The sequence below is a fragment of the Micromonospora eburnea genome (assembly GCF_900090225.1).
Classification (GTDB): domain Bacteria; phylum Actinomycetota; class Actinomycetes; order Mycobacteriales; family Micromonosporaceae; genus Micromonospora; species Micromonospora eburnea.
In genome coordinates, this window is the sequence record NZ_FMHY01000002.1 from 5,051,653 (window position 1) to 5,077,878 (window position 26,226).

Below are 26,226 nucleotides of genomic sequence, written 5' to 3' on the forward strand. Positions count from 1 at the left end.
ACTACGCGGGCTCGGTCACGAAGTCGATCAAGCGCTCCATCGCGTTGATCAGCGGCGTCTCCACGTCGGCGAAGGTGTTCACCCGGGACAGGATGTGCCGCCACATGTCCGCCGGCTCGGCCACCCCGAGGGCCGCGCAGACCCCCTCCTTCCAGGGCCGCCCGGGCGGCACCACCGGCCAGGCCGGGATGCCCAGCGCCCTCGGCCTCACCGCCTGCCACACGTCCACGTACGGGTGGCCGGTGACCAGGACGTGCGGTGAGGTGACGCCCGCCACGATCCGGCTCTCCTTCGAGCCCGGCACCAGGTGGTCGACGAGCACGCCGAGCCGGCGGCCCGGACCCGGTTCGAACGCGCGCACCTCGGCCGCCAGGGCGTCGATGCCGTCCAGCGGCTCCACCACCACGCCCTCGATGCGCAGGTCGTCGCCCCAGATCCGCTCCACGAGCGCCGCGTCGTGCACGCCCTCCACCCAGATCCGGCTGGCCTTGGCGACCCGCGCCCGGACGTTGTCCACGGCGATCGAGCCGGAGGCGGTCCGCCGCCGGGCCGCCGGCACCGGGGCACGGGTCTGCCGGCGCAGGGTGACCGGCCGGCCGTCGAGCAGGAACGCGGCGGGCAACAGCGGGAAGTTGCGCCGCCGGCCGTGCCGGTCCTCCAGCACCACCGCACCGGCCTCGAAGCCCACGACCGCGCCACAGAACCCGGAGTCCGCGTCCTCGACGACCAGGTCCAGCTCGGCGTCCACCTCCGGGACTGCCTTCCGCCGCCGCCAGTCCCCCGCCAACACGTCTCCGCCATACCGCCCCGCCATGTCGATCACGCTAACCACCCACCCGCCGCACCACCCGCCGACGCGCCGCCCCATCGCGTCGATCAGGGAGTTGTGCCGCCGAACATAAGCCGCGGACAGCGCGAAGCGGGCACCCTACCGCCATGATCGGCGCGGTAGCGCAGCGGAGGAAACGGGCGAAGGGAGTAGTTGGGGGCAGGCGACACCGCGGGTGCGGCAGTCGAGACAGGGGCGGTGGAGAGCACGTACCCTTTCGGCATGTCCTCCCCCGCAGCGGGCGCGGCCACCCTGGCTCCGCGCCGGTCGAGCCGGTTCGTTGCCTGGGTACGCGCCTGGCGGGCCGGCCTGGTGCCCTTCGACGAGGTCGCTGACGAGATCGCCGGCGACGAGGAGCATCTGGTCGCGGACGCCCCCGGCGCCTGGACCGACCTGCCCCTGCGGGAGGCGCTGCCCAGCCTGGCGAAGCTCTCCCCGGACGAGATCCGCCTCGTGCTGCCCGCCCCGGGCGACCCGCGCGGGCTGCCCGGCCCCGGCGACTTCGCCGGCGCGGCGCTGCTCGCCGGAGAGGCGGTGGTGGCCAGCGGGCTCGGCCTTGTCCCGGAGGTACGCAGCCACACCTCCGGGTCGGGCATGACCTGGGAGACCGTGCTCTGGCGGGTGTACCCGCTGCCGGCCGACGCGCCCAAGGCGTCCCTCGCGGTGCCCGGCGCGGCAGAGGCGGAGGCCGAGCTGGCCGCCGTGCTCGCCGAGACGACCGCCGCGCTCACCCGGCTCGACGTGGCCCAGTGGCGGCCCGAGCTGGCCGGCGCCCTCGCCGCGCTGCGCCGCCCCGACGGCGCCACCGACCTGCCGCCCGGATTCGACCCGCGGGCGCGCCGGCTGTTCGCCCGGGCGGCCGTGCTCGACCGGGTGCTCGCCCTGGCCGGGGAGAGCGCCCCGGGCGGCGCCGTGAACACCTACGAGGCGCAGCAGCGGGACGCGGCGCTGCGCCCGCTGACCACCGCCTGCCGGCAGGCCCTGGTGGCCGCCTGCAACGCCCCGCTGCGCCCCTGAACGCGGGCCGTCGGCGCGCCGGGCCCGCCGCGGCTCAGATCTCGTCGATCAGGTCGGCCACCGAGTTGACGATCCGCGACGGCCGGTACGGGTAGCGTTCCGCCTCCACCCGGGAGCTGATCCCGGTCAGCACCAGGATCGTCTCCAGGCCCGCCTCCAGCCCGCAGAGGATGTCGGTGTCCATCCGGTCGCCGATCATCGCGGTGCTCTCCGAGTGCGCGTCGATGGTGTTCAGCGCCGAACGCATCATCATCGGGTTCGGCTTGCCGACGAAGTACGGCTCCACCCCGGTCGCCTTCGAGATCATCGCGGCCACCGAACCGGCGGCCGGCAGCGCGCCCTCGACCGACGGGCCGGTCGCGTCCGGGTTGGTGCAGATGAACCGGGCCCCGTCGTTGATCAGCCGGATCGCCTTGGTGATCGCCTCGAAGCTGTAGGTGCGGGTCTCCCCCAGCACCACGTAGTCGGGGGCGAAGTCGCTGAGCACGTACCCCACCGCGTGCAGGGCCGTGGTCAGCCCGGCCTCACCGATCGCGTACGCGGTGCCGCCCGGGCGCTGGTCGGCCAGGAACTGGGCGGTGGCCAGGGCCGACGACCAGATCGCCTCCTCCGGCACGTCCAGCCCCATCCGGGCCAGCCGGGCCTGCAGGTCACGCGGGGTGTAGATCGAGTTGTTGGTCAGCACCAGGAAGGGCTTGCCGGAGGTGCGCAGCTTCTTGATGAACTCGGGCGCGCCGGGCACCGGCTGGCCCTCGTGCACCAGCACGCCGTCCATGTCGGTGAGCCAGCTCTGCACCGGCTTGCGGTCTTGCATGTGTCGTCCCCAGGGGTGTCGGGAGATCGGTCAGGCTCCGGGCCGGCGGGCCGGGGGCACGCAGCACGCCGTCGGGCAGGTGTCCCACATCGGCAGCTCGCCGAGGCGGCGGCGCAGCCGCTCGCCGTCCGGGGTGGTGCGTTCCAGAACCAGTTCGCGCACCATCGCCACGAACCGGGAATCGGTGCCGGGGGTGCCAGCGCGGACGAAGTCCAGGCCGAGCTGCTTGGCCGTGTCGAGGGCCTCGGTGTCCAGATCCCAGACCACCTCGAGATGGTCGGAGACGAACCCGATCGGGCTGACCACCACCGCGGTCACTCCCTCCCCGGGGAGGGTGGCCAGGTGGTCGTTGATGTCCGGCTCCAGCCACGGCACCTGCGGCGGCCCGGACCGGCTCTGCCAGACCAGGTCGTACCGCAGGTCGGGCGCGGCGGCGGCGTGCACCAGCCGGGCGGTCTCGGCGAGCTGCGCGGTGTACCGGCCGCCGTGCGGGCCGGCGGTGGCGGCCATCGAGGTGGGGACGGAGTGGGCGGTGAAGACCAGCCGGGTGCTCTCCCGCCGGGCCGGGTCGAGCCGGGCCAGCGCGGCCCGCACCGCGTCGGCGTGCGGTTGGACGAAGCCGGGGTGGTCCCAGAACTGGCGCAGCTTCTCGATCACCGGGGCGTCCGGGCCGACCGCGGCCCGGGCCGCGGCGATGTCCTCCTGGTACTGCCGGCAGGAGGAGTAGCCGCCGTACGCGCTGGTGACGAAGGCGAGAGCCCGCTTGACGCCGTCGTCGCGCATCTGTGCCACGGTGTCGGCGAGCATCGGATCCCAGTTCCGGTTGCCCCAGTAGACCGGCAGGTCGACACCGTTCTCGGCGAAGTCCGCACGGATCGCCGCGAGCAACTCCCGGCACTGCTGGTTGATCGGGGACACCCCGCCGAAGTGCAGGTAGTGCTGGACCACCTCTTCGAGCCGCGCCGGGGGCACGCCCCGGCCCCGGGTCACGTTCTGCAGGAAGGGCCGCACGTCCTCCGGCCGCTCCGGTCCGCCGAAGGAGACCAGCACCAACGCGTCGTACGCCATGCTTCCATTCTCCCCCGACGGCCGTGACGACCCCGCGACGCCCCCGGGTCGGGTGTTAACAGGGGGCCCCTCCTATACCGCAGACGTTAAGAAGGGGCCCCTCCTTACGCCTCAGGCGCCGATCGCGTGGTAGCCGCCGTCGACGTGGACGATCTCGCCGGTGGTGGCCGGGAACCAGTCGGACATCAGCGCCAGGCAGGCCCGGGCGGCCGGCTCCTGGTCGGTGAGGTTCCAGCCGAGCGGGGCCCGCTCGGCCCAGGCGTCCTCGAACTGCTCGAAGCCGGGAATGGACTTGGCCGCGATGGTGCGCAGCGGCCCGGCGGCGACCAGGTTGCTGCGGATGCCCCGCTTGCCCAGGTGCAGCGCCAGGTAGCGGGAGGCCGACTCCAGCCCGGCCTTGGCCACGCCCATCCAGTCGTACACCGGCCAGGCCTTGGTGGCGTCGAAGGTGAGGCCGACGACCGCACCGCCCGCCGACATCAGCGGCAGCGCCGCCATGGCCAGCGACTTGTACGAGTACGTCGAGACGTGCACCGCGGTGGCCACGTCCTCCCACGGCGCGTCCAGGAAACCGCCGCCGAGGCAGCTCTGCGGGGCGAACCCGATCGAGTGCACCACCCCGTCCAGGCCGTCGACGTGCTCGCGGACCCGGTCGGCCAGGCCGGCCAGGTGCTCCTGGTTCGTGACGTCCAGCTCGATCACCGGGGCCGGCTCGGGCAGCCGCTTGGCGATCCGCTCCACCAGGGAGAGCCGGCCGTAGCCGGTGAGCACGACCTGGGCGCCGTTCTCCTGGGCGAGCTTCGCCACGGAGAAGGCGATCGAGGCGTCGGTGATGACGCCGGTGACCAGCAGCCGCTTACCGGCCAGCAGTCCGGACATTACGCAGTTCCTCCGTGTTTCTCAGTGACCCATGCCCAGGCCGCCGTCGACCGGGATGACGGCGCCGGAGATGTACCCGGCCGCGTCCGAGGCCAGCCAGGCGACCACGCCGGCGACCTCCTCCGGCTCGGCGAACCGGCCGGCCGGGATCGCCTTGCGGTATTCGGTGCGCCGCTCCTCGGGCAGCGCGGCCGTCATGTCGGTGTCGATGAAGCCGGGCGCGACCACGTTCGCGGTGATGTTGCGGCTGCCCAGCTCGCGGGTGATCGAGCGGGCCACGCCCACCAGGCCGGCCTTGCTGGCCGCGTAGTTGACCTGGCCGACGCCGCCGTAGAGGCCGACCACCGAGGAGATGAAGATCATGCGACCCCACCGGGCCCGGAGCATCTTCGTCGAGGCCCGCTTGGCGCAGCGGAACGCGCCGGTCAGGTTGGTGTCGAGCACCCGGGTGAACTGCTCCTCGGACATCCGCATCAGCAGCGTGTCGTCGGTGATGCCGGCGTTGGCCACCAGCACCTCGACCGGGCCCAGCTCGGCCTCGATCGCGGTGAACGCGGCGTCGACCGACTCGGCGTCGGTCACGTCACACTTCACCCCGAACAGCCCCTCCGGGGCGTCGCCGCTGCGATGGGTCACCGCCACCCGGTCGCCCTGCTTGGCGAAGGCCTGCGCGATGGCCAGGCCGATCCCCCGGTTTCCGCCGGTCACCAGCACGGTACGGGCCACGGTTCCCCCTCTGCTCAGCTGATCTCGCCGGTCGGAGCCTAGGCGTTACCGGCAGGTAAGCGCTAACGCGAGCAGGTCACACCGGGGTACGACACCGGACCTCACCCTGTGGCGGGACGACGTCGACGCCACCGGCCCGTACGCTACCGCCGGTGGAGCAATCATGGGCCCGCACCTGGTGGCCGGCACTGCGGCGGGTTGTCGCCGGCCCCGACGTCCCACCCGTCCGGCCGCCGCTGGACCGTTGGCCCCGGCCGGTCCGGTACGCGAGCCTGCTCGCGGTGGTCGGATTGTTCGCCGCCACGCTGGCCGAGGAGACCGACCGGCATCTGCCCCAGGCCGTCGCGATCCTCTTCGCCACGATGACCGTCGCGCCGCTGTTCACGCTGCCCTGGCGTCCGCTGCTGGCCTGGCGACTCACCGTCGTGGCCCTGTGCACCTGCACGTTCAACGCGCCACCCACCCAGGCCTGGCCGTGGAACCCGGTCCTGGTGGTCGGGTCGCTGCTGGTGCTGCTGGTGGTGGCGGCCCGGGTGGACCGGCCGCTGCTGGTCTGGGTGGGCCTGATCACCATGGTGCCGGTGGTCGCCCTGGTCCGGCCCAGCAACCTGGCCCCCGTCGTACTGCTGCTCGTAGCGTTGCTGGTGCTCGGCGACCTGGTCCGTGGCAACCGCGCCGGCCGCCGGGCACTGGCCGAGCAGACCGAACTCAGCGAGCGGGAACAGGAGCGCCGGGCGGTGCTGGAGGAACGCGCCCGGATCGCCCGCGAGCTGCACGACGTGGTCGCCCACCACATGTCGATGATCGCGGTGCAGGCGGAGACCGCGCCGTACCGCCTCGCCGACGTGCCGGACGGCGCCCGCGCCGAGTTCACCGCCATCGCCGGCTCGGCCCGGGAGGCGCTGACCGACATGCGCCGCCTGCTCGGCGTGCTGCGCAGCGAGTCGACCGGTCCGCAGACCGCCCCGCAGCCCGGCCTGGCCGACATACCGGCGATGGTGGACGCCGCCCACCGGGCCGGTCTCCCGGTCACCCTGGACGCCCCCGCTCCGGCCGCCGGGATGCCCGCGCCGGTCGGGCTGGCCGCGTACCGGATCGCGCAGGAGGGGTTGGCGAACGCCGCCCGGCACGCGCCCGGGGCCGCGGTGCGCGTCAGTGTCCGCGCCGGACCGCGCGTCCTGACGGTCCGGGTCGAGAACACCGCCGGCCCGGCCGGCCCGGCCGGCACCGATCGGGGCGCCGGGCACGGCCTGACCGGGATGCGTGAACGAGCCCTCGCACTGGGCGGTACGTTCGCCGCCGGGCCACTCGACGGCGGCGGGTACGCGGTCGACGCGGCGCTGCCGTACGACGGGGAGGGCGGGGACGGATGATCCGGGTGCTGATCGCCGACGACCAGGCGATGGTCCGGCAGGGTTTCGGGGCGCTGCTGGCCGCCCAACCGGACCTGGTGGTGGTCGGGGACGCCGCCGACGGCGCGGCGGCGGTCGAGGCGGCCCGCCGACTGGACCCGGACGTGGTGCTGATGGACGTGCGGATGCCGGTGCTGGACGGGCTGGCCGCCACCCGCCAACTCCTCGGCGACCGGCGCGCGGACCGCCCCCGGGTGCTCATCCTGACCACCTTCGACCTGGACGACTACGTCTACGAGGCGCTGCGCGCCGGCGCGAGCGGGTTCCTGCTCAAGGACGCCCCCGCCGCCGACCTGGTGCACGCGGTCCGCGTGGTGGCGGCCGGCGACGCGCTGCTCGCGCCGACCGTGACCCGCCGCCTGATCGCCGAGTTCGCCGCCCGACCCGGGCACCGCCGGCCCCGCCCGGCCGACCTGGCCGGCCTGACTCCCCGGGAGACCGACGTGCTGCGGCTGATCGCCCGGGGCCGGTCCAACGCGGAGATCGCCGCCGACCTGGTGGTCGCCGAGCAGACGGTCAAGACCCATGTCGGGCGGATCCTGGCCAAACTCCAGCTCCGCGACCGCGCCCAGGCCGTGGTCGTCGCGTACGAGACGGGTCTGGTGGCCGCGGGCGAGTAGTCCCCGCGTAGCACGCCGGGAACCACTCCCCGGGGTGACGATCTTCGCCCCGTCCACGCCGCACGCTCCTGCCGGAGGAACATCCGGAGGGAGACGACGATGCACTGGACGCGACCCGCCCGAGCGGCACTGGCCGTGCTGCTCGGCCTCGGCCTGCTGCTGCCGGACCGGCCCGCCGCGCCGGCACCGGCCGCGTACGTCGAGGCGTATCCGCTGGTCGCGGCGAGGCTGCGGGCGGCCGGGCCGCCGTACGAGGGCTGGGCCGCGACCGGCCGACGGTTCCTGGTCTTCGAGCCGCACGGCGATGGCCTCGCGGTGGAGGTGCTCGGCGACCTGGCCACCGCCGACCGGATCGCGGTGCTGGTGCCCGGGGTGGGCACCAGGCTGCGCGACTTCGACCGAGGGCTGGGCGGCGTGGCGCGGCGCGCGCCGGCCCGGCAGGGGGCCGAACTGTACGAGGCGCTGCGCGTCCGGTCACCCGGTGCCCGGGTGGCGGTGCTGGTCTGGCTCGGCTACCACCCGCCTGGCGGGGTGCCCGCGGCGGTCGGCCCGGCCGCGGCCCGCCGGGGAGCCGACGCCCTGCTGGCTCAGCTACGGGTGCTCGCCGCCCGCCGCCCGGACGCCACGGTGACGCTGGTCGGGCACAGCTACGGGGCGCTGGTCGTCGGGCTCGCCGCCCGCCGGTCGCCGGCCGAGGTAACCGACGTGGTGACGCTCGGTGGGGTGGGCGTCGGCGTGGACCGGGCCGACGAGCTGGCCCGGGTACGCATCTGGGCCGCGGAGGCGCCCACCGACTGGATCCGCCGGGTGCCGGAGGTACGGCTGCCCGGGCTCGGCCACGGCGTCCGCCCGGGCGACCCGGCGTTCGGCGCGCGCCCACTGCCCACCGCCGGGGTGACCGGCCACGACGGTTACCTGGCCCCCGGCAGCGCCACGACGGCCGCGGTGGCGTCGGTCGTGCTCGTCGGAATCGGCACCGGCCCGGTGGCACCGTGAGCGCGAGGAGCGAGCCGGTCCTGCGAGCCCCGCAGCCGCGAACAAACGACGACACCGTGAGCGCGAGGAGCGAGCCGGGCCTGCGAGCCCCGCAGCCGCCGCCCGCGGGGCGGGACCGGGTGATCGACGCGCTGCGGGCGTATGCGATCGGCGGGGTGGTGCTCGGGCACTGGCTGGTCACGGCGCTCGTGCTGACCGCCGACGGGACGCTGCGCACGGCCAGCCCGCTGACCGCGCTGCCGGCCCTGGCCCCGGCCACCTGGCTGTTGCAGACCCTCGGCCTGTTCTTCTTCACCGCCGGGTACGCGGCCACCCGGTCGCTGGCCGGGTACCCGCACGGTGCCGGGCGCTGGCTGGCCCGCCGGCTGGGCCGGCTGCTCCGCCCGGCGCTGGCGCTGCTCGGCGTCGGGTCCGGGCTGCTGCTGGCCGCGATCGTGCTGGGCACCCCGGACGACACCCTCGCCGTGGCGGTCACGCTGGCGGTCAGTCCACTGTGGTTCCTGCTGCCGCTGGTGGCGCTCTCCGTGCTGACCGGGCCGCTGCTGGCGGCCGTACGCCGTTGGGGTCCGCTGCGCTGCGCCGCCCCGGCGGTGGCCGTGGTGGCCGCCGCCGACCTGGCCGCCCGGATGCTGCCGGCGGCCCCCGGGCGGCTGCCGGTCGCCCTGCTGGCCGCGTGGGCGGTGCCGTGGCTGCTCGGGGTCGCGCACGCCGACGGGCGGCTGACCGGTTCCCGCCCGGCTGCCGGGCTCGCGGCGGCTGGCGGCGGGGCGCTCGTCGCGCTGGTCGCGCTCGGCTACCCGGCCAGCGCGGTGGGGGTGCCCGGCGCGGGGATGTCGAACCTGTACCCGCCGTCGCTGTTCGCCGTCGCGCTGGCGGCCTGCCAGATCGGCCTCGCGCTGCTGGCCCGACCCGCGCTGGCCCGGGTGCTGTACCGGGCCCGGCCGGCGCGGCCAGGGCCGGTGGCCCTGGTGGCCACGGTCAACCGGGAGGCGATCGGGATCTATCTCTGGCACCAGCCGGTGTTGGTCGCGGTGACCGCGCTCACCGCGCGCCTCGGCCGCCCCCTGCCGGGACTGCACACCGCACCGGCCGGCCTCGGCTGGGTGGCCGCCCGGCTGTGCTGGCTGCCGCTGTTCGCCCTGGTCCTGGCCGCGCTGTTGGCACCGCGCCGTGGGCCGTCGGGGCGGCACCCCGGCCCGGTCGTGCCCGGGCCGCCGTCGGAGGGTGCGGCCGTTGACCGCGCGCAGGCCCCGGCCCGCCCGCCGGGGAGCGCCGGGGACGGCCCGACGGCCACGCCCCGGTGAGATCGGCCGCCGCACAGCGCCGGACGGACCGGCCCGCCGGTGGGGCGGCGGCCGGGCCGGGCGCCGGCACCCGGTCGCCCGAGTGTCGGGCGATGGTACGGCGGGTGTACGCTGATCCCCGTTCGCGGGCCGCGTTTCGCCCGCCTTCCGGAGCCCCGCCGACCGCAGGAGGTGATCGCTGTGCGAGATGGCGATCCTTCCAGTCGTGGCCGGGCCCAACGTCAGCCCCGCTGAGCCATGACTCAGTCGCCGAGCTGACCCAGCTTCCCGCGCCTCCACACCGCCCTTCTCCCCCACCGAACGACCGGGGGTGATCGTGCCGCGCGGCCCGACGGGCCGCCCGTGGAGGAGCACCCCGGTCACGACTCTCGTGTGCGTACGCCCCGATCCACCCTGCGGTCCGGCCGCCGAGCCCGGACCGCCGTCGCCACGGAGCACTCCCATGAGCCGTTACGTCGCCCCGCTGGGCTTCACTCTCGCCGCCGTCTGGGTGGCCGTCCTCTTCATCCTCGCCGGCGCTCGCTGACCTGCGCCGGCCGGACGTACCGACCGGCCGGTACCCGAGGTCGCCGACCAGCCGGCCCCGGCCGTCCCGCCTCAGATCAGGCGGGACGACCAGAGCAGGCTCAGCCCACCGGCGCAGAGCGCGAAGAGCAGCGCGATCCCCGCGTACCACTGGGTGATCTCGCGCGGTTCGGTCCGGAACCCGATCGAGCTGCCCATGTCCTGGTAGACCTGCTTCAGCTCGGTCACCGAGGCAGCCTCGTAGAAGTAGCCCCGGGTGGTCTCCGCCAGTTGCGACAGCGCCGTACGGTCCACCGGCACCCGCTGGAGCTGGCCGCCGATGTCCACCTGGCCCGAGTCAGTGCCGAACGCGATGGTGGAGACCGGCACGTTCGCCGCCTGCGCGGCGGCCGCCGCCTCCTCCACCGACCGCCCCGCGGTGCGGTAGCCGTCGGAGAGCAGCACGATCCGGGCCGGCGGGATGCCCGCCGCGCCGTCCGCGGGCACCGTACGGATCGCCTCCAGACAGGTGAAGACCGCCTCGCCGGTGGCGGTCGCCTCGGCCAGGACGAGACCGTCGATGGCGCTGGTCACCGCGGCCCGGTCCTTGGTCGGCGGAACCAGCACGTTCGCCGCCTTGGCGAAGGAGACCAGCCCGAGGTTGTAGGTCTCCGGCAACTCCCCGACGAACTGCTTCGCCGCCTCCTGGGCGGCCTCCAGCCGGTTCGGTGCGACGTCGTCGGCCTGCATCGACAGCGACACGTCGATGGCGAGCATCACCGTGGCCCGCTCCAGGGGCTCCCGGGTGTCCACCGCCGGCCGGGCCAGCGCGGTGGCCAGCACCAGCAGGCAGAGCAGGAACGCGGTGGCCGCCGCGTGCCGCCGCCAGCCCAGGCCCTTGGGCGCGAGGGTACGCAGCAGGTCGACGTTGGTGAACCGCATCGCGTACGCCCGCCGGTGCAGCTGCCGCCAGACGTACGCGGCGGCCAGGGCGAGCACCGGCAGCACGGCCAGCAGCCACCACGGTTGCAGAAAACGGATCATCGGGTCGTCCCTCGGGTCCGGGCGTGCCGCTGCGCGGCGACGAACCGCACCATGTCCAGCAGCCAGTCTCGATCGGTACGCAGCCGCAGGTGGGCCGCGCCGGCGGCACGCAGTGCGGTGGCGATCGCCGCACGCTGGGCGGCCGCCGCCTCGGCGTACCGGCGGCGCAGGCCCGGATCGGCGGTCTGCACCTCGTGCAACTCCCCCGACTCCGGATCCACCACCGGCAGCACCCCCACGTCGGGCAGTTCCAGCTCGCGCGGGTCGACCACCTCGATCGCCAGCACGTCGTGCCGGACCCGCAGCTTACGGATCGGCCGGCTCCACTGCTGCGGCGGCGCGAGGAAGTCGGAGATGACCACCGCCACGCCGCGCCGGCGCGGCGGCCGGTTGAGCGTGTCGACCAGCGCCCCGAGGTCGCTGCGCCCGGGGCGGATCTCGGTGCCGGCGATCGTCCGGAGCAGCCCCTGCGCCTCCTTCCGGCCGGACCGGGCGGGCAACCGCAGCAGCGTACCGGGGCCGGTCGCCGGTGGGTCGCCCCGCCACCGGCCGGTCCGCGCCGGCACGGCCGACCCGGTTCCCGACCCCGGCCCGTTCCCCGCGCTCGCGGAGGCGCCGGTGCCGATCACCGCGCCGATCCGGTTGCCGCCCCGGACGGTCAGGTGGGCCAGCGCGGCTGCGGCGGCGACCACCACGTCCCGCTTGAGCCACCGCCCGGTGCCGAAGTCCAGGCTGGCCGAGAGGTCCACCGCCAGCCAGGTCTCCAACTCCCGGTCGGCCACGGTCCGCCGGACGTGCGGCAGGGTCGTCCGCGCGGTGACCGGCCAGTCCATCCGGCGTACGTCGTCGCCGGGGCGGTACTCGCGGGACTCCCCCGCCTCGCTGCCCGGCCCGGGCAGCAGCCCGGCGTAGTCGCCCTGGAGCAGGCCGTCGAGCTTGCGGGTGACCATCAGCTGCAACCGGTCGAGGACGGCGCCGGAGCGGTCGCCGGTGGCCGGCAGCCGGGTGGGTGGGGTCACGGTCGCTGCCCGGGCCAGCCGGCCCCCTGCGGGACGGCCGGCGGCGGCGTGGCCTGTTGCCGGGGCGCGACCGCCGGCAACGGGATCGTCGACATCACCCGGTGCACGACGTGGTCGGCCGGTACGTCATCGGCGAGCGCGTCGTAGCTGAGCACCAGCCGGTGGCGCAGGATGTCCGGGGCGATGTCCTGTACGTCCTGCGGCAGCGCGTAGTCCCGGCCGCGCAGCAGCGCCAGCGCCCGGGTGGCCCGGACCAGGCCGAGCGAGGCACGTGGGCTGGCGCCGTACTGGATGAGCTGTGCCACGTCCGGCATGCCGTGCTCGGCGGGGGCGCGGGTGGCGAGCACCAGCCGGACCGCGTAGTCGACCAGGGCGTTGTGCACGAAGACCTGGTCGGCCTTGTGCTGCAGGGCGATCAGGTCCGGCGTGTCGAAGACCCGGGCCGGCTCGGGCGGCGCGACACCCATCCGGTAGACGATCTCCCGCTCCTCCGCGTCGGTCGGGTAGCCCACCACGATCTTCATCAGGAAGCGGTCCCGCTGTGCCTCCGGCAGCGGGTAGACCCCCTCCTGCTCGATCGGGTTCTGGGTCGCCATCACCAGGAACGGGTCCGGCACCCGGTGGGACTCCCCGCCGATCGACACCTGGCGCTCGCTCATCACCTCCAGCAGCGCCGACTGCACCTTCGCCGGTGCCCGGTTGATCTCGTCGGCGAGCAGGAAGTTCACGAATACCGGGCCCAGCTCGACGTCGAACTTCTCGCTGGACTGCCGGTAGATCCGGGTGCCCATGATGTCGGCCGGTACCAGGTCCGGAGTGAACTGCACCCGGGCGAACGAACCGCCGACCACCTTCGCGAGGGTCTCCACCGCGAGGGTCTTGGCGACGCCGGGCACCCCTTCCAGCAGGCAGTGCCCCCGGGCGAGCAGGGCGACGAACATCCGCTCGACCATCCGGTCCTGGCCGACGATCACCCGCTTGATCTCGAACAGCGCCCGCTCCAGCAGCGTGGCGTCCTGAGCCGGGGTGGTGGTCGGCGGCGCGCCCGGCGCAGCCTCGGTCGGAATCGGGGCGTCGGGCGTGGTCGGCTGGGCCACCGGTCCTCCACAGCTTGGTCGTCGTCGCGGCGTCGTGTGTATCAAGACTGTCATGCCCGGCTGAGAGCCGAGGGTGGGAGAGGGACGATTTTCGCCGCGCCGTCCCACCCCACGGAAAACGGTGAACACGGGTGGACAACCAGTGGTCCGGCGTGTGTACGATTCACCCGTCGCCGGGCGGCTCCCCCCGTGGCCGCCCGGCGCTAAACGTCCCGGGCACAGGCCCTAGAATCGCCCCGGTGACCACTCCCGCCCCCACCGACGAGACGCTGATCTGTTCGGCGCGGGGGTGTGGCGTCCCCGCCGTCTGGGCGTTGCGCTGGAACAATCCCCGCCTGCACGCCGCCGAGCGGCGCAAGACCTGGCTGGCCTGCGCCGACCACCGCGAATCACTCAGCGCCTTCCTCGACGCGCGCGGCTTCCTGCGCGAGGTGGTGGCGGTGCCGCAATCGCCTACGCTCGAACCGTGAGCGAGCGGAGCGAACCATTCGGCTCAGCAGCGCGGCGCCTCGCGCCGGCGTCGAGCGAAGCGGACCATCCCGGTGAACGGTGACGACCTGGCCGGCCACCCGCTGGCGCCGGCCGGCCCCCTGGAGCCCTGGCCGGCCACCGTCCGATGGCAGCCGATCTCCCGCGACCTTATCTGGGTGGAGCTGATCCGGCTCGGCATCCTGCTCGCCGTGGTGCTGGCGGCGCTCGCTGTGGCCTGGGCTGTCACCGGTCACTGGCTGCTCGGCGCCGCCCTCGGCGTGGTGCTGCTGCTGGCGGCCTGGCGCACCGTCACCATCGTCCGCGCCGTGCACGCCTGGGGGTACGCCGAACGCGAGGACGACCTGCTGGTCCGGCACGGTCTGCTGGTGCGGCGGCTGTCCATCGTGCCGTACTCCCGGATGCAGTTCGTCGACGTCACCGCCGGGCCGCTGGAGCGCGCGTTCGACCTGGCCACCGTGCAGTTGCACACGGCCGCGGCGGCGAGCGACGCCCGGGTGCCCGGACTGCGCCCCGCCGAGGCGTCCCGGCTGCGGGACCGGTTGACCGCGCTGGGCGAGGACCGGGCGGAGGGATTGTGAGCCACGGCCCGGCCGACCCGGGGCCCGGCACCCCACCGCCGTACCCGGGCGACGACGACCAGCGCCCGCCGCCGTCGTGGCCGCCGGCACCGGAGAACGCCGGCCCCGCCCCGACCACGAACGGCCAGCCCGGCCCGTACCAGCCCGGCCCGTACCCGCCCGGACCGGTCCCGCCCGGCGCCGGGCAACCCGGGCCAGTCCCACCCGGCCACGCGCCATACCCACCCGGGCCGGTCCCACCCGGCCACGCGCCATACCCACCCGGACCGGTCCCACCCGGCCACCCATACCCGACCGGACCGTACCCGCCCGGCCCCGGCCCGTGGCCGGCCTCCGGGCCGGGGCCCGGCTGGCCGGCGTACCCGGCGCCGCCGGCACCGGGCGGGGAGGAACCGCGGCAACGGCTGCACCCGCTCAGCCCGGCGCTGCACGGCGCCAAGTCGCTGGTCGTGGTGATCGCCGGCCTCTCCTGGTCGACCCTGTCCCGGGTCGGGTTCGGCTGGTTCGCCGCGCTGGTCACCGTCTTCGCCCTCGCCGCCACCGTGCTGGCGGTGGTCAGCTGGTGGAACACCGGCTACCACCTGGTGGGCCGCGAGCTGCGGGTGCACGAGGGGCTGATCTGGCGGCGTACCCGGGCGATCCCGCTGGAGCGGTTGCAGGCGGTGGAGGTGGTCCGGCCGCTGCTGGCACAGCTCACCGGGCTGGCCGAGCTGCGGCTGGAGGTGGTCGGCGGGGGCAAGACCGAAGCACCGCTGGCGTATCTGAGCGTGGCCGAGGCCACCGCGCTGCGCCAGCGGTTGCTGGCGGTGGCCGGCCACGCCCGCGAGGCCGCCCCGCCCGCCGCCGGCGAGCCGCCGGCACCCGCCCCGGCCGGGCACCGGCTGCACACCGTACGCAACGAGGACCTGCTGGTCAGCCAGCTGCTCACCCCGCAGGCGTTCCTGCTCCCGTTCGGCGTGGCCTTCGTGGTGACGCAGTTCCTCTCCGAGGGGTCCTGGTCGTTCATCGCGGTCGCCAGCACGCTGACCGCGATGGCCGGCGTGCTGCTGCAACCGGTCCGCCGGGTGCTCGACGACTGGAGTTTCCGGCTCGACCGGGACGCCGACACGCTGCGGGTCCGCAACGGCCTGCTGGAGACCCGGGTGCAGACCGTGCCGCTGCGCCGGGTGCAGACCGTCGGCGTCACCTGGCCCCTGCTGTGGCGGATGAAGGGCTGGCTGCGGCTGCGGCTCGAGGTGGCCGGCTACTCGGCCGGCGAGCCGGACGACCGGAACCGGCCGGACCGGCTGCTGCCGGTCGGCGACGCGTACGCCGGTGAGCTGATCGTCGCGGAGGTGCTGCCCGGCGTACGGCTGGGTGCGCTGCCCACCACGCCACCGCCCCCGCGGGCGCGCTGGTTGCGCCCGGTGACCCGTACGGCGGTCGGCGCCGGCCTGGACACGCAGGTCTTCGTCGCCCGGTCCGGGCTGCTGACCCGCCGGATGACGCTGGTGCCGTACGCCCGGATCCAGAGCGTGCGGGTCACCCAGGGCCCGGCACAGCGGTGGCTCCGGCTGGCCACGGTGCACGCGGACACCGCCGGCGGGTCGGGCGCGGCCGCGCCCGACCGCGACCTTGCCGAGGCGTGGGAGCTGGCGGCTGAGCTGGCCGCGCGGGCGGAGGTAGCCCGCCGGGCCGATCGCACCCGACGCCGCTGAGCCACCCGCCGCGCTGATACGCGGAAGGAGTGGCCACTCCGCGAGGGGATGGCCACTCCTTCCGCGAACGAGGGTGGATCTTGGGCGGACCGGCTCAGCGCTCGGCCGGGACCCTGGCGGCGGGGGCCGGAGCCTCCACCGGGGTCCCCGCGGCGGACGGGTCGACAACGGCCGGCGACGGCCGCTCCTCGACGGGCGCCGCCGCCGCGCGCCGGGCCCGCCAGGCCGCCCACCAGCGCTCGGCGAGGCCGACGACCAGGAAGGTCAGCCCGACGTACGCCCAGCCGACCAGCACGTCGATCAGGTAGTGCTCGCCGCTGTAGATCAGGGTGAAGGTCATCGCCAGCGGGTACGCCAGCAGCAGCGGCCACCAGCGCTTCCGCAGCGAGCGCAGGAAGAAGAGCACCACGAACAGGGCGAACGCGGTGTGCAGCGAGGGCATGGCGGCGACCGGGTTGGAGGCGATCTGCCCGGCGTTGAGCAGGTTGCCCGCGCCGTGCATGCCCATCTCCTTCCAGCCTCGGGTGGAGATGCGAGCGACGTCGGTGAGCAGACCGTTCTGCGCGGCCCACCACGGCGGGGCGGCCGGGTAGAGGAAGTAGGTGGCCAGCCCGGCCGCGCAGAGGAAGCCCCAGCGCCGCATGTACGCCGCCCAGCGCGAACGGTCACGCAGCCAGAGCACCGCCGCGGCGGCCAGCGTCGCCACGAAGTGCGAGAAGTAGACCCAGCTGACCAGCACGTCCCACCAGCGCACCTCGGGACGGTAGAGGTGCTGCTGGAGCCAGATCGTGGGCACCTCGCCGCCGGTGGCCCAGCCCAACAGGAACCGGTCGGCGACGATCATCTCCATGGCGTGCGGCGTCGCGCCGTTGTCGGCGAACCCGCGGGAGAGGTTGTACGCGGCCAGCAGCAGCACCACCGGAACCCAGTCGCGGGCGAAGCGCAGGTGGCTGCGCCACGGCCGGGCGGAGTGCCAGGCGATGGTGCCCGCCCAGATCCAGAAGAAGGCGTACGCGGGGTCGGTCGGCAGCCCGATGCCGAGCCAGGCGGCCACGAAGGCGACCCCCCAGATCGTCATCGCCACCGCCCGACGGCGTCCGCCGTCGGGTGAGGTGGGGGCACCGGTCGGGGCGGGGGGCTGGGGGTCAGTCACGACGGCCATCGGGGTCAAGGTTAACGGCGCGCCAGATATCGACGGACGCCCACCACCCGTCGGTGGTCCGCGGCCCGCCGCACCGGGCCGCTCGTCTAGGCTCGAAGCATGCAGGAGCAGCCGGAGCAGTCGCCCTTCACGCCGGGCCTGACCGCCCGGGTCGAGCTGTCCGTCACCGACGCCGACACCGCGCAGGCGGTGGGCTCCGGTGACGTGCCGGTGCTCGGCACGCCCCGCGTGCTCGCCCTGGCCGAGGCGGCGACGGTGGCGGCCACCGCGATCCGGATGCCACCCGACTCGACGACCGTCGGCGTCCGGGTCGAGCTGGAGCACCGCGCCGCCACGCCGGTCGGGCGGACGGTGGTCGCCGGGGCCCGGCTCGCCAAGGTCGACGGCCGGCGGCTGCTGTTCGAGGTGACCGTCACCGACGGCGACGAGGTCGTCGCCGAGGGCCGGATCGAGCGCGTGCTGGTCGACCGGCGGCGCTTCGTCGAGCGTGCCTCGCGGTCCTCATGACCGCCCGGTTCATCGAGGTCGCCGACCGCGTACACGTGCTGCGCGAGCCGCTGTTGCAGGTCAACGTGAGCCTGGTGGTGGGCGACGGCGCGGCGCTACTGGTGGACACCCTCTCCACCGCCGGGCAGGCCCGGGAGTTGGCCGAGGCCGCCCGGGCGGTCACCCCGCACCCGTGGACCATCGTCAACACCCACCACCACTTCGACCACTGCTTCGGCAACGCCACCCTGGCCGCCGATCCGCCCCGCCCGGTATACGCGCACGCGCTGGCCGCCGCCGCGTTGCGCGACCGCCCCGACGAGCTGCGCCGGGCGGCGTACGAGGAGATGCGCGACGAGCAGCCGGCGCTGGCCGCCGAACTGGCCCGGGCCGAGCTGCTGGCCCCGACGCACGCGGTACGCGTCGAGACGGTGCTCGACATCGGCGGCCGGCGGGTGGTGCTGCGCCATCCCGGTCACGGGCACACCGACGCCGACCTCGTGGTGCACGTGCCGGACGCGGACGTGCTGGTCGCCGGCGACCTGGTGGAGCAGAGCGGGCCACCGGCCTTCGAGGAGTCGTACCCGATCCAGTGGCCGGACGCGCTGGCCGACCTGCTCCGCCTCACCACGCCCGACACGGTGGTGGTGCCGGGGCACGGCACCCCGGTCGACGCGGACTTCGTCCGGGCCCAGCACGCCCAGCTGGCCCAGCAGGCCTGGCTGATCCGGGCCGGTCACACCGGCAGTGCACCACCGGAGCGGGTGGCCGCCGAGTCGCCGTTCGGCGCCCGGCCCGGCCTGATCGCCGCCCGCCGCGGCTACGCCGAACTCGACGGCACCGCCTGATCCTCCCCTCGCGCCTCGGGCGGCTGATCGCCCACACGGGGCTGGCCTCCACGCCCGGGACCCGGCAGCCAGCTGCTTGACGCCGCAACAATTACGCTTGGCTGAAGATCCACCACCCCGGGAGACACTCGTGAGCCAAACCGCACGGACGACCGCGCGCCCGTCCGTCGACGGAGCGGCCCGGCGTGGCGGCGGGGCCGGCCTGCTGGTGCTGCTCGGCACACTCACCGCGCTCGGCCCGCTCTCGCTGGACATGTACCTGCCGGCGTTCCCGGCGATGACCCGCGACCTCCACGCCGACCAGGCCCAGATCCAGCTCTCGCTGACCACCTGCCTGGTCGGTTTCGCGCTCGGCCAGCTCGTCACCGGCCCGCTCAGCGACCGCTGGGGGCGGCGCCGGCCGGTGCTGGTCGGTGTCACCGCGTACGCCCTGCTGGCCCTGGCCTGCGCCGCCGCGCCGACCGCCCCCGTGCTGGCCGCCGCCCGCTTCGTCCAGGGGTTCGCCGGTGGCATGGGGGTGGTGGTCGCCCGGGCGGTGGTCCGCGACCTCTACTCCGGCCGCGCCGCCGCCCGGTACTTCTCCCGCCTCACCCTGGTCTTCGGGGTCGCGCCGGTGGCCGCGCCGGGCGTCGGCAGCCTGGTGCTGCGGTTCGGCTCCTGGCGGTCGGTCTTCCTCACCCTCGCCGCGATCGGGCTGCTGCTCGCCGTCGCCGTCGCCCTGCGGCTGCCGGAGACCCTGCCCGCCGAGCGGCGCAGCACCGGCGGCCTGGCCGCCACCGCCCGCACCATGCGCACCCTGGCCGCCGACCGGGTCTACCTCGGCTACGCGCTGACGCAGGGCTTCGCGTTCGCCGGACTGTTCGCGTACATCTCCGGGTCGTCCTTCGTGTTCCAGGATGTCTTCGGCGTCTCGGCGGCGGCGTTCAGCCTGGTCTTCGGGCTCAACGCGCTGGCCCTGGTCGCCACCGGGCAGGCCAACGCCCGGCTGCTCGACCGGTTCAGCCCACGCCGGATGCTGCTCGGCGCCCTGCTGGTCGGCGCCATGGCCGCCCTCGGCGTGCTGGCCGGGGCGCTCGCCGGCAGCCTGGTGCTGGTCGCGGTGGCCCTCCTGGTCTTCGTCGGATCGCTGGGCATGGTGACGCCGAACAGCACCGCCCTGGCGCTGGACTCGCACGCCCGGCACGCCGGCACCGCCGCCGCGTTGATGGGTGGCGTCCAGTCGGTGGTCGGTGCGCTCGCCGCACCCGTGGTCGGGCTGGGCGGCGAGGGCAGCGCGGTGCCGATGGCCGCCGTCCTGGCCACCGCCGCCGCCCTCTCCCTGGCCGCCGTCCACACCCTCACCCGCCCCCGCTAGGCCCTACCTTCCCGGTTCTGGCCAGCGGACGGCGATCATGCGGGCGTTGCCCGCGCGCATCGGCGTGCCACGGCGACAACCTCATGATCAGCAGCGTGAGCGGGCTGTGTCACGAGGGGAAGCGGGCGGAGACGGCGGCGCGGGTGGGCATCGAGGTGGCGCCGCCCGGGGACTCGCAGACCAGGCCGCCGACGCGCAGGGCGAAGGCGACCCGGTCCCGCCAGCCGATCGGGTCCACCGGCTCGCCGGCCGCGAGCAGTTCGGCGATGAGCGCGCCCATCACCGAGTCACCGGCGCCGGTCGCGTCCACCGCGCCGACCTTGGGGGCGGGCACGCGTACCACGTCGTCGGCGGCCGCCACCAGGGCGCCGTCCGCACCGAGGGTGACCACCACGGTCCCGGCACCCAGCTCCCGCAGGTACGCGGCGACCCCCTCCACCGGCTCGCCGGGATAGAGCACGGCCGCGTCGGCGGTGCTCAACTTCACCAGGTGGGCGCTCGCGGCGAACTCCGCGACCACCTCGCGCAGCGCGGCCAGGGCGCTGGGCCCGTCCAGCAGCCGGGTACGCACGTTCGGGTCGAACACCCGCAGCGCCCCGGCGATCGACCAGGCCCGCCGGGCGGCGGCCAGCACCGGCGGGCAGAGCAGCACGATCGAGCCACAGTAGAGCACCTGCGCGCCCTCGACCAGGGGCACGCTCAGGTCCTCGGCGGTGAGCAGAGCGTACGACCGGGGTTCGCCGTAGAAGCGGAAATCCGGTTCGGGGCCGACGAAGGTGGCCACCGCCAGCGCGGTCGGGGCCGGTACGGTGACCGCCCCGGCCAGTCCGACGCCCGCCTCGGCCAGGAACGCCCGGATCCGCTCCGCGAGCGCGTCATCGCCCAGCGACCCGACGAACTGCACGTCGCCGCCGAGCCGGGCCACCGCCACGGCCACGTTGAGCGGTCCGCCGCCGATCGCCTGCCGGTAGACGGGCTGCCCGTCGCACTCGGCGTCGAGCAGGTCGACCAGCGCCTCGCCGAGCACCACCGCGTACCCCATCCTGGCTCCCTCCGTCCGTGACACCCCCGATCCTGACGTATCGCGGGGGTGCCGCGCGCGGGGACGACCGGACGCCGCGCGACGAGACCCGAATCATCGACGTACGACTATTGCGCACAGCGCGGAGACGTGATGGGATTGCGCCTGCCGGAGTGGTGCGGGGGGCTGCCGCGCCGCCGGCAGCCGGGTCAAGCTGACGCGAGGGCACACCGGTCCGTGACACGGACCGCGATGGTGCACGCCCAGCCGGCCCCGGCCACACTCCGACCGCCGGGCGTGGCACCGCGACAGTCGCATCCGCTCATCGCAGCGGGGCGGACCGGTGCGGTCACGCCCCGCGAGTCAGGAGAAGTCGTGCACCGATCCCGTATGGCCGCGTTGCTCACCGCGGCCGTCACCACCCTGGCCGCAGGCGTCATCGCCGTGGTCACCACCTCCGGCCCGGCCGCCGCCCACGGCGCGGCGATGAAGCCGGGCGCCCGGACCTACCTGTGCTGGAAGGACGGCCTCACCCCGCAGGGTGACATCCGGCCCAACAACCCCGCCTGCGCGGCGGCGGTCGCGCAGAGCGGAACGAACTCGCTGTACAACTGGTTCAGCGTGCTGCGCTCCGACGCGGGCGGCCGGACCGTCGGCTTCATCCCCGACGGCCAGCTGTGCAGCGGCGGCAACCCGAACTTCACCGGGTACGACCTGGCCCGCAACGACTGGCCGATCACCCACCTGACCGCCGGGCGGACCATGGAGTTCAACTACAGCAACTGGGCCCACCACCCGGGCACCTTCTACTTCTACGTCACCAAGAACACCTGGAGCCCGACCCGGCCGCTCGCCTGGAGCGACCTGGAGGACCAGCCGTTCCTGACGGTGACCAACCCGCCGCAGAGCGGCGCGGTGGGCACCAACGACGGGCACTACTACTTCAACGGCACCCTGCCGTCGAACAAGAGCGGCCGGCACATCATCTACTCCCGCTGGGTCCGCTCGGACAGCCAGGAGAACTTCTTCGGCTGCTCCGACGTGACCTTCGACGGCGGCAACGGTGAGGTGACCGGGATCGGCCCGGGCGGCAGCACGCCGCCGACCACGCCGCCGGCCACCACCAACCCGACCACGCCGCCGGCCACCACGAACCCGACCACGCCGCCGGCCGGTGGCAGCTGCATGGCGGTCTACGCGGTGACCAACTCGTGGCAGGGCGGCTTCCAGGCCGAGGTCACGATCATGAACCACAGCTCCCAGACGTACGGCGGCTGGACGGCGAACTGGACCCTGCCCAGCGGGCAGAGCATCAGCCAGCTGTGGAACGGCAACCTGACCACGAGCGGGTCGTCGGTGACGGTCACCAACGCCTCCTTCAACGGCACGATCGCGCCGAACGGCACCACCACATTCGGCTTCCTGGCCAGCACCTCGGGCACGAACGGCCTGCCGACGGTCACCTGCACCGGCCGGTGATTCGAGGCGCGCCCGCACCGTGAATGAAGAGGGCCCCCGGGTGAGACCGGGGGCCCTCGTTCACTGCCGCGTCAGCGGACCATGCTGCCGACGACGGGCTTGGTCAGCAGGGCCGACTGGTTGCGCTGGATGCCCGGGTCGAGGGTCTTTGCCACGAAGATGGCGTGCCAGATGCAGAAGATCAGTACGGTCCACACCTTGCGGGAGTGATCCGCCTCCTCCCGCTTGTGCTCGTCCAGCAGCCGCATCGCGTACGACAGGTCGATCAGGTCGCCGGCGCCGGAGGTGGCCAGCACGTGTCGGGCCCACTCGTACATCTCGCCGCGCAGCCAGACCCGGGTCGGGGTGGGGAAGCCGAGCTTCTTGCGGTTCACGATGGCCGGCGGCACGACGCCCTGCAACGCCTGGCGCATGGCGTACTTGGTGGCCTCGGAGCGCGGCGGCAGCTTCAGGTCGACCGGGATGCCGGCCGCCACGTTGAACACCTCCCGGTCCAGGAACGGCACCCGCACCTCCAGCGAGTGCGCCATCGAGATCCGGTCGGCCTTGACCAGGATGTCGCCACGCAGCCAGGTGTAGAGGTCGACGTACTGCATCTTGGTGACGTCGTCCAGTTCGGTGCACTCGGCGTAGATCGGCGCGGTGACGTCGGTGTAGCGGACCGAGGGGTCGTAGCGGCGCAGCAGGTGCTGCTTCTCCTCCTCGGTGAACATCCGAGCGTTGCCGTAGTAGCGCTGCTCGATCGGGGTGGTGCCGCGTTCCAGGAAGCTCTTGCCCTTGACCCCCTGCGGGATGGCCTTCGACACCGCCCGCAGGCCCTTCTGCACGCCGCCCGGCAGGCCGTTGACGGTGCTGAGCGACAGCGGCTCCCGGTAGATCGTGTAGCCGCCGAAGAACTCGTCCGCGCCCTCGCCGGAGAGCACCACGGTGACGTGCTCGGCGGCCTTCTTCGCGACGAAGTAGAGCGGGACCAGGGCCGGGTCGGCGACCGGATCGTCCAGGTGCCAGACGATCTTCGGCAGCGCCTCCATCATGTCCTGCGGCCCGATCTTCGTCGGGATGGTGGTCACGTCGAGGTGCCGGGCCGAGTCCTGGGCGACGTCGATCTCGGAGTAGCCGGGCACGTCGTACCCGACGGTGAAGGTCAGAATGTTCGGATTGAACTCCCGGGCCAGCGCGACGACCGCGGTGGAGTCGATGCCGCTGGAGAGAAACGAGCCGACCGGAACGTCCGAGCGCATGTGCATCCGGACGCTCTCCCGCAGCGTCTCCCGGATGTCGTGGTAGAGCCGCTGCTCGTCGGCCACCGGCGCCGGCCGGAACACCGGGCGGTACCACCGGCGCACCTCGATCCGGCCGCCCGGGCTCCAGGTCAGGTACTCCCCCGACCCGATCCGGCTGATCCCCCTGTGCAGGGTGCCCGGCTCCGGGACGTACTGCAGGGTCAGGTAGTGGCTCAGGTTGGCCGTGTCGATCCCGGCGTCGCCCTGGTACGCCGACTGCGCGAACGGCAGCAGCGCCTTCTTCTCCGAGGCGAGGTAGAGTCCGTCCGACGTCTCCAGATAGTGCAACGGCTTGATGCCGAAGTAGTCGCGGGCGCCGAAGGCCCGCCGCTCCTGCCGGTCCCAGATCACGAAGGCGAACATGCCGCGCAGCCTGGTGAGCACCTGCTCACCCCAGTAGTGGTAGCCGGCGACGATCACCTCGCCGTCCCCGTTCGTGGCGAACTGGGCGCCGAAGTCCCGGATCAGCTCGTCCCGCAGCTCGATGTAGTTGTAGATCTCGCCGTTGAAGGTGAGCAGGTAGCGGCCGTTCGCGTACGGCAGCGGCTCGTGGCTGAGCGCCACGTCGATGATCGCCAGCCGCTTGTGCGCGAACACGCCGTCCGCGTACTGCCCGGTGGCGTCGCCGACCACCTCGACCCCGGTCTCGTCCGGGCCGCGGTGGTGCAGGCACTCCAGTGCGCTTGCGATGTGGTCGCGGTGGGCGGCGGCGTCACCGCGCGCGCTGAAAAAGGCCAGGAGTCCGCACATGATGGCCATCTTTCCACGCGGCCGGAGCGGCCGTCGCGGCACCGCAGGCTCTCCCCGCTCCCGTGCGCGCGGTACCGTCTGGACCAGCGACGAGGCTCAGGGAGGGCGGATCATGGCCGAGGAGCGGACGCAGCAGGGCAAGCCGGCGGACGGCACCGAATCGCACGACCCGGACTTTCCGGAGGCGTTCCTGACGTTCATGCGGCAGGGCTGGCAGGACACTGAGTTGCCGGTGGGCCCCCGCCCGGAGGTGCCCAACCACGCCAAGCGACGCGCCGCGCTCGCCGCGGCCTTCCCCGGGGAGACGCTGGTCATCCCGACCGGCAACGAGAAGGTACGCGCCAACGACACCGACCACCCGTTCCGGGCGGGCAGCGACTTCGCGTACCTGACCGGCGACCTCGAACCGGACAGCGTGCTGGTGCTGCACCCCAACGGCGACGCCGTGCTCTACATGCGGCCCCGGTCGTCGCGGGAGAACGACGAGTTCTTCCGCAGCCGCAACGGCGAGCTGTGGGTGGGCCGGCGGCCCACGCTGCGCGAGAAGTCGACCGAGCTGGGTCTGCCCACCGCCGACCTGACCGAGCTGGACGCGGCCCTGGCCGATCTGGCGCCGGGGCGGACGAGGGTGTTGCGCGGCTTCGACGCGCGGGTGGACGCGGCGGTGCGGCCGCACGACGGCGCCCGCCTCGACGGGCAGCCGGGCCGGGACCGGGAGCTGGCGATCGCCATCTCGGAGCTGAAGCTGGTCAAGGACGAGTGGGAGATCGCGCAGCTCCAGGAGGCGTGCGACGCCACCGTCCGCGGTTTCGAGGACGTGGCCCGGGCCCTGCCGGCCGACCGCGGCGTCTCGGAGCGCCTGCTGGAGGGGATCTTCGCGCTGCGCGCCCGGCACGACGGCAACGACGTCGGCTACGGCTCGATCGTCGGCGCGGGCGAGCACGCCACGATCCTGCACTGGGTGCACAACCACGGCGCCACCCGCCCGGGTGAGCTGCTGCTGATGGACATGGGGGTGGAGAACCGCAACCTCTACACCGCGGACGTCACCCGGGTGCTGCCGGTCAACGGACGCTTCACCCCGCTGCAGCGCCAGGTGTACGACGCCGTGTACGCCGCCCAGCAGGCCGGCATCGACGTGATCAAGCCGGGCGTGGCGTTCCGGGAGGTGCACCTGACCGCCATGCGGGTCCTCGCCCAGGCGCTGAAGGACCTCGACCTGCTGCCGGTCAGCGTCGACGAGGCGATGGACCCCTCCTCGACCGTCTACCGCCGCTGGACGCTGCACGGCACCAGCCACATGCTCGGCATCGACGTGCACGACTGCGCCAACGCCCGTAAGGAGACCTACCGGGACGGGCCGCTCGGTGAGGGCTACGTGCTCACCGTCGAGCCGGGGCTGTACTTCCAGCCGGAGGACGAGCTGGTCCCGGAGGAGTTGCGCGGCATCGGCGTCCGGATCGAGGACGACATCCTGGTCACCGCCGACGGCGCGGTGAACCTCTCGGCCGGCCTGCCGCGCCGCTCCGACGAGGTGGAGACGTGGCTGGCCGAGCAGCGCGAGGCGGGTCCGCGCCTGCCTGGCTGATTCCGACCCGTACGCCCCGGCGGGCCCCACCGCCCGGCAGCCTGCGACGTTTCCGTCGTTGTGCCGCCGGTGGTGGGGCCCGCCGCCGTTTGTGCCGCTCGGCCCCCTCGTCACCGGCGCGTTCGGAAGGGCGCGACCCGCCTGATGTGAGGCAAATGC

24 protein-coding genes are annotated in these 26,226 nt (G+C 74.2%); 13 read left to right on the top strand and 11 right to left on the bottom strand.

Annotation, left to right across the window (positions count from 1 at the left end):
• Position 1: 1 nt before the first annotated feature.
• Positions 2 to 814 (bottom strand): DUF3097 domain-containing protein, encoded by an 813-nt coding sequence (locus tag GA0070604_RS21725; RefSeq protein WP_091127312.1) that lies wholly within the window; start codon positions 812 to 814, stop codon positions 2 to 4.
• A gap of 237 nt (positions 815 to 1,051) precedes the next feature.
• Here GA0070604_RS21725 and GA0070604_RS21730 point away from each other — a divergent pair, with 237 nt between their 5' ends.
• The gene (locus GA0070604_RS21730; RefSeq protein WP_091121569.1) at positions 1,052 to 1,846 is read left to right on the top strand and encodes a hypothetical protein; all 795 of its coding nucleotides are present in this window, start codon (positions 1,052 to 1,054) and stop codon (positions 1,844 to 1,846) included.
• A gap of 34 nt (positions 1,847 to 1,880) precedes the next feature.
• On the opposite strand, the gene GA0070604_RS21735 is transcribed toward GA0070604_RS21730, so the two are convergent.
• The 4 genes from GA0070604_RS21735 to fabG form a co-directional block, all read right to left on the bottom strand.
• Positions 1,881 to 2,660, bottom strand: a complete 780-nt coding sequence (locus tag GA0070604_RS21735) for an HAD-IIA family hydrolase (RefSeq protein WP_091121573.1) — start codon at positions 2,658 to 2,660, stop codon at positions 1,881 to 1,883.
• A 30-nt stretch (positions 2,661 to 2,690) separates the two neighbouring features.
• Positions 2,691 to 3,728, bottom strand: coding sequence for a ferrochelatase (locus GA0070604_RS21740; RefSeq protein ID WP_091121582.1), 1,038 nt, complete (start codon positions 3,726 to 3,728; stop codon positions 2,691 to 2,693).
• Positions 3,729 to 3,839: 111 nt separating this feature from the next.
• Entirely contained in the window at positions 3,840 to 4,607 is a 768-nt protein-coding gene (fabI, locus tag GA0070604_RS21745; RefSeq protein WP_091121586.1) for an enoyl-ACP reductase FabI, read from the bottom strand.
• A gap of 21 nt (positions 4,608 to 4,628) precedes the next feature.
• Entirely contained in the window at positions 4,629 to 5,333 is a 705-nt protein-coding gene (gene fabG, locus GA0070604_RS21750; RefSeq protein WP_091121592.1) for a beta-ketoacyl-ACP reductase, read from the bottom strand.
• Positions 5,334 to 5,485: 152 nt separating this feature from the next.
• Between fabG and GA0070604_RS21755 the strand changes: the two genes are divergently transcribed.
• From GA0070604_RS21755 to GA0070604_RS21770, 4 genes are all read left to right on the top strand, one after another.
• On the top strand, positions 5,486 to 6,706 hold the full coding sequence (locus GA0070604_RS21755; RefSeq protein ID WP_091121595.1) for a sensor histidine kinase: 1,221 nt from the start codon (positions 5,486 to 5,488) through the stop codon (positions 6,704 to 6,706).
• Positions 6,703 to 7,365 (top strand): response regulator, encoded by a 663-nt coding sequence (locus tag GA0070604_RS21760; protein WP_091121598.1) that lies wholly within the window; start codon positions 6,703 to 6,705, stop codon positions 7,363 to 7,365. Before GA0070604_RS21755 ends, GA0070604_RS21760 begins: the two co-directional genes overlap by 4 nt.
• A 99-nt stretch (positions 7,366 to 7,464) precedes the next feature.
• On the top strand, positions 7,465 to 8,361 hold the full coding sequence (locus GA0070604_RS21765) for an alpha/beta hydrolase (RefSeq protein ID WP_091121601.1): 897 nt from the start codon (positions 7,465 to 7,467) through the stop codon (positions 8,359 to 8,361).
• Positions 8,362 to 8,417: 56 nt separating this feature from the next.
• Complete coding sequence (locus tag GA0070604_RS21770; protein ID WP_244162040.1) at positions 8,418 to 9,665, top strand: acyltransferase family protein; 1,248 nt, start codon at positions 8,418 to 8,420, stop codon at positions 9,663 to 9,665.
• 597 nt (positions 9,666 to 10,262) lie between these two features.
• Here GA0070604_RS21770 and GA0070604_RS21775 read toward each other — a convergent pair.
• Genes GA0070604_RS21775 through GA0070604_RS21785 form a run of 3 tightly spaced genes read right to left on the bottom strand, consistent with a single transcriptional unit; the run spans position 10,263 to position 13,329 of the window.
• A complete protein-coding gene (locus tag GA0070604_RS21775; RefSeq protein WP_091121603.1) occupies positions 10,263 to 11,213 on the bottom strand; it encodes a VWA domain-containing protein in 951 nt (316 codons plus the stop codon).
• Positions 11,210 to 12,250 (bottom strand): DUF58 domain-containing protein, encoded by a 1,041-nt coding sequence (locus GA0070604_RS21780; RefSeq protein WP_167363630.1) that lies wholly within the window; start codon positions 12,248 to 12,250, stop codon positions 11,210 to 11,212. The genes GA0070604_RS21775 and GA0070604_RS21780 overlap by 4 nt, the downstream gene beginning before the upstream one ends.
• Complete coding sequence (locus GA0070604_RS21785; RefSeq protein ID WP_091121612.1) at positions 12,229 to 13,329, bottom strand: AAA family ATPase; 1,101 nt, start codon at positions 13,327 to 13,329, stop codon at positions 12,229 to 12,231. The genes GA0070604_RS21780 and GA0070604_RS21785 overlap by 22 nt, the downstream gene beginning before the upstream one ends.
• Positions 13,330 to 13,568: 239 nt before the next feature.
• Here GA0070604_RS21785 and GA0070604_RS21790 point away from each other — a divergent pair, with 239 nt between their 5' ends.
• From GA0070604_RS21790 to GA0070604_RS21800, 3 genes are all read left to right on the top strand, one after another.
• Positions 13,569 to 13,799 (top strand): hypothetical protein, encoded by a 231-nt coding sequence (locus tag GA0070604_RS21790; protein ID WP_091121615.1) that lies wholly within the window; start codon positions 13,569 to 13,571, stop codon positions 13,797 to 13,799.
• A gap of 72 nt (positions 13,800 to 13,871) precedes the next feature.
• On the top strand, positions 13,872 to 14,399 hold the full coding sequence (locus GA0070604_RS21795) for a PH domain-containing protein (RefSeq protein WP_091121619.1): 528 nt from the start codon (positions 13,872 to 13,874) through the stop codon (positions 14,397 to 14,399).
• A gap of 404 nt (positions 14,400 to 14,803) precedes the next feature.
• Positions 14,804 to 16,096 carry a PH domain-containing protein gene (locus GA0070604_RS21800; protein ID WP_091127314.1) on the top strand — a complete coding sequence of 431 codons (1,293 nt, stop codon included), beginning with the start codon at positions 14,804 to 14,806 and terminating at the stop codon, positions 16,094 to 16,096.
• Between the two features lie 94 nt (positions 16,097 to 16,190).
• On the opposite strand, the gene GA0070604_RS21805 is transcribed toward GA0070604_RS21800, so the two are convergent.
• Positions 16,191 to 17,258 (bottom strand): phosphatase PAP2 family protein, encoded by a 1,068-nt coding sequence (locus tag GA0070604_RS21805; protein WP_091121623.1) that lies wholly within the window; start codon positions 17,256 to 17,258, stop codon positions 16,191 to 16,193.
• A gap of 99 nt (positions 17,259 to 17,357) precedes the next feature.
• Here GA0070604_RS21805 and GA0070604_RS21810 point away from each other — a divergent pair, with 99 nt between their 5' ends.
• The 3 genes from GA0070604_RS21810 (at position 17,358) to GA0070604_RS21820 (ending at position 19,946) form a co-directional block, all read left to right on the top strand.
• Positions 17,358 to 17,765: a thioesterase family protein gene (locus GA0070604_RS21810; protein WP_091121627.1), complete on the top strand. Its 408-nt coding sequence runs from the start codon at positions 17,358 to 17,360 to the stop codon at positions 17,763 to 17,765.
• Positions 17,762 to 18,592: an MBL fold metallo-hydrolase gene (locus tag GA0070604_RS21815; RefSeq protein WP_091121628.1), complete on the top strand. Its 831-nt coding sequence runs from the start codon at positions 17,762 to 17,764 to the stop codon at positions 18,590 to 18,592. Before GA0070604_RS21810 ends, GA0070604_RS21815 begins: the two co-directional genes overlap by 4 nt.
• A gap of 130 nt (positions 18,593 to 18,722) precedes the next feature.
• Positions 18,723 to 19,946, top strand: a complete 1,224-nt coding sequence (locus GA0070604_RS21820; protein ID WP_091121631.1) for a multidrug effflux MFS transporter — start codon at positions 18,723 to 18,725, stop codon at positions 19,944 to 19,946.
• 109 nt (positions 19,947 to 20,055) lie between these two features.
• On the opposite strand, the gene GA0070604_RS21825 is transcribed toward GA0070604_RS21820, so the two are convergent.
• A complete protein-coding gene (locus GA0070604_RS21825; RefSeq protein ID WP_091121635.1) occupies positions 20,056 to 20,988 on the bottom strand; it encodes a carbohydrate kinase family protein in 933 nt (310 codons plus the stop codon).
• A gap of 369 nt (positions 20,989 to 21,357) precedes the next feature.
• On the opposite strand from GA0070604_RS21825, the gene GA0070604_RS21830 reads away from it, so the two are divergent.
• Entirely contained in the window at positions 21,358 to 22,446 is a 1,089-nt protein-coding gene (locus GA0070604_RS21830; RefSeq protein ID WP_091121639.1) for a lytic polysaccharide monooxygenase, read from the top strand.
• A 71-nt stretch (positions 22,447 to 22,517) separates the two neighbouring features.
• Here GA0070604_RS21830 and asnB read toward each other — a convergent pair whose 3' ends face one another.
• Positions 22,518 to 24,479, bottom strand: a complete 1,962-nt coding sequence (gene asnB / locus GA0070604_RS21835; protein ID WP_091127315.1) for an asparagine synthase (glutamine-hydrolyzing) — start codon at positions 24,477 to 24,479, stop codon at positions 22,518 to 22,520.
• A 112-nt stretch (positions 24,480 to 24,591) separates the two neighbouring features.
• Between asnB and GA0070604_RS21840 the strand changes: the two genes are divergently transcribed.
• Positions 24,592 to 26,067 carry an aminopeptidase P family protein gene (locus GA0070604_RS21840; protein WP_091121643.1) on the top strand — a complete coding sequence of 492 codons (1,476 nt, stop codon included), beginning with the start codon at positions 24,592 to 24,594 and terminating at the stop codon, positions 26,065 to 26,067.
• Positions 26,068 to 26,226: the final 159 nt, after the last annotated feature.

What these genes read in the sequence shown, in the direction of transcription:
- GA0070604_RS21725 (WP_091127312.1), bottom strand. Translation starts at nt 814, where the DNA reads ATGGCGGGGCGGTATGGCGGAGACGTGTTGGCGGGGGACTGGCGGCGG.
- GA0070604_RS21730 (WP_091121569.1), top strand. Translation starts at nt 1,052, where the DNA reads ATGTCCTCCCCCGCAGCGGGCGCGGCCACCCTGGCTCCGCGCCGGTCG.
- GA0070604_RS21765 (WP_091121601.1), top strand. Translation starts at nt 7,465, where the DNA reads ATGCACTGGACGCGACCCGCCCGAGCGGCACTGGCCGTGCTGCTCGGC.
- GA0070604_RS21815 (WP_091121628.1), top strand. Translation starts at nt 17,762, where the DNA reads ATGACCGCCCGGTTCATCGAGGTCGCCGACCGCGTACACGTGCTGCGC.
- GA0070604_RS21810 (WP_091121627.1), top strand. Translation starts at nt 17,358, where the DNA reads ATGCAGGAGCAGCCGGAGCAGTCGCCCTTCACGCCGGGCCTGACCGCC.
- GA0070604_RS21760 (WP_091121598.1), top strand. Translation starts at nt 6,703, where the DNA reads ATGATCCGGGTGCTGATCGCCGACGACCAGGCGATGGTCCGGCAGGGT.
- GA0070604_RS21735 (WP_091121573.1), bottom strand. Translation starts at nt 2,660, where the DNA reads ATGCAAGACCGCAAGCCGGTGCAGAGCTGGCTCACCGACATGGACGGC.
- GA0070604_RS21740 (WP_091121582.1), bottom strand. Translation starts at nt 3,728, where the DNA reads ATGGCGTACGACGCGTTGGTGCTGGTCTCCTTCGGCGGACCGGAGCGG.
- GA0070604_RS21775 (WP_091121603.1), bottom strand. Translation starts at nt 11,213, where the DNA reads ATGATCCGTTTTCTGCAACCGTGGTGGCTGCTGGCCGTGCTGCCGGTG.
- GA0070604_RS21840 (WP_091121643.1), top strand. Translation starts at nt 24,592, where the DNA reads ATGGCCGAGGAGCGGACGCAGCAGGGCAAGCCGGCGGACGGCACCGAA.
- fabI (WP_091121586.1), bottom strand. Translation starts at nt 4,607, where the DNA reads ATGTCCGGACTGCTGGCCGGTAAGCGGCTGCTGGTCACCGGCGTCATC.
- GA0070604_RS21830 (WP_091121639.1), top strand. Translation starts at nt 21,358, where the DNA reads ATGGCCGCGTTGCTCACCGCGGCCGTCACCACCCTGGCCGCAGGCGTC.
- GA0070604_RS21805 (WP_091121623.1), bottom strand. Translation starts at nt 17,258, where the DNA reads ATGGCCGTCGTGACTGACCCCCAGCCCCCCGCCCCGACCGGTGCCCCC.
- asnB (WP_091127315.1), bottom strand. Translation starts at nt 24,479, where the DNA reads ATGTGCGGACTCCTGGCCTTTTTCAGCGCGCGCGGTGACGCCGCCGCC.
- GA0070604_RS21825 (WP_091121635.1), bottom strand. Translation starts at nt 20,988, where the DNA reads ATGGGGTACGCGGTGGTGCTCGGCGAGGCGCTGGTCGACCTGCTCGAC.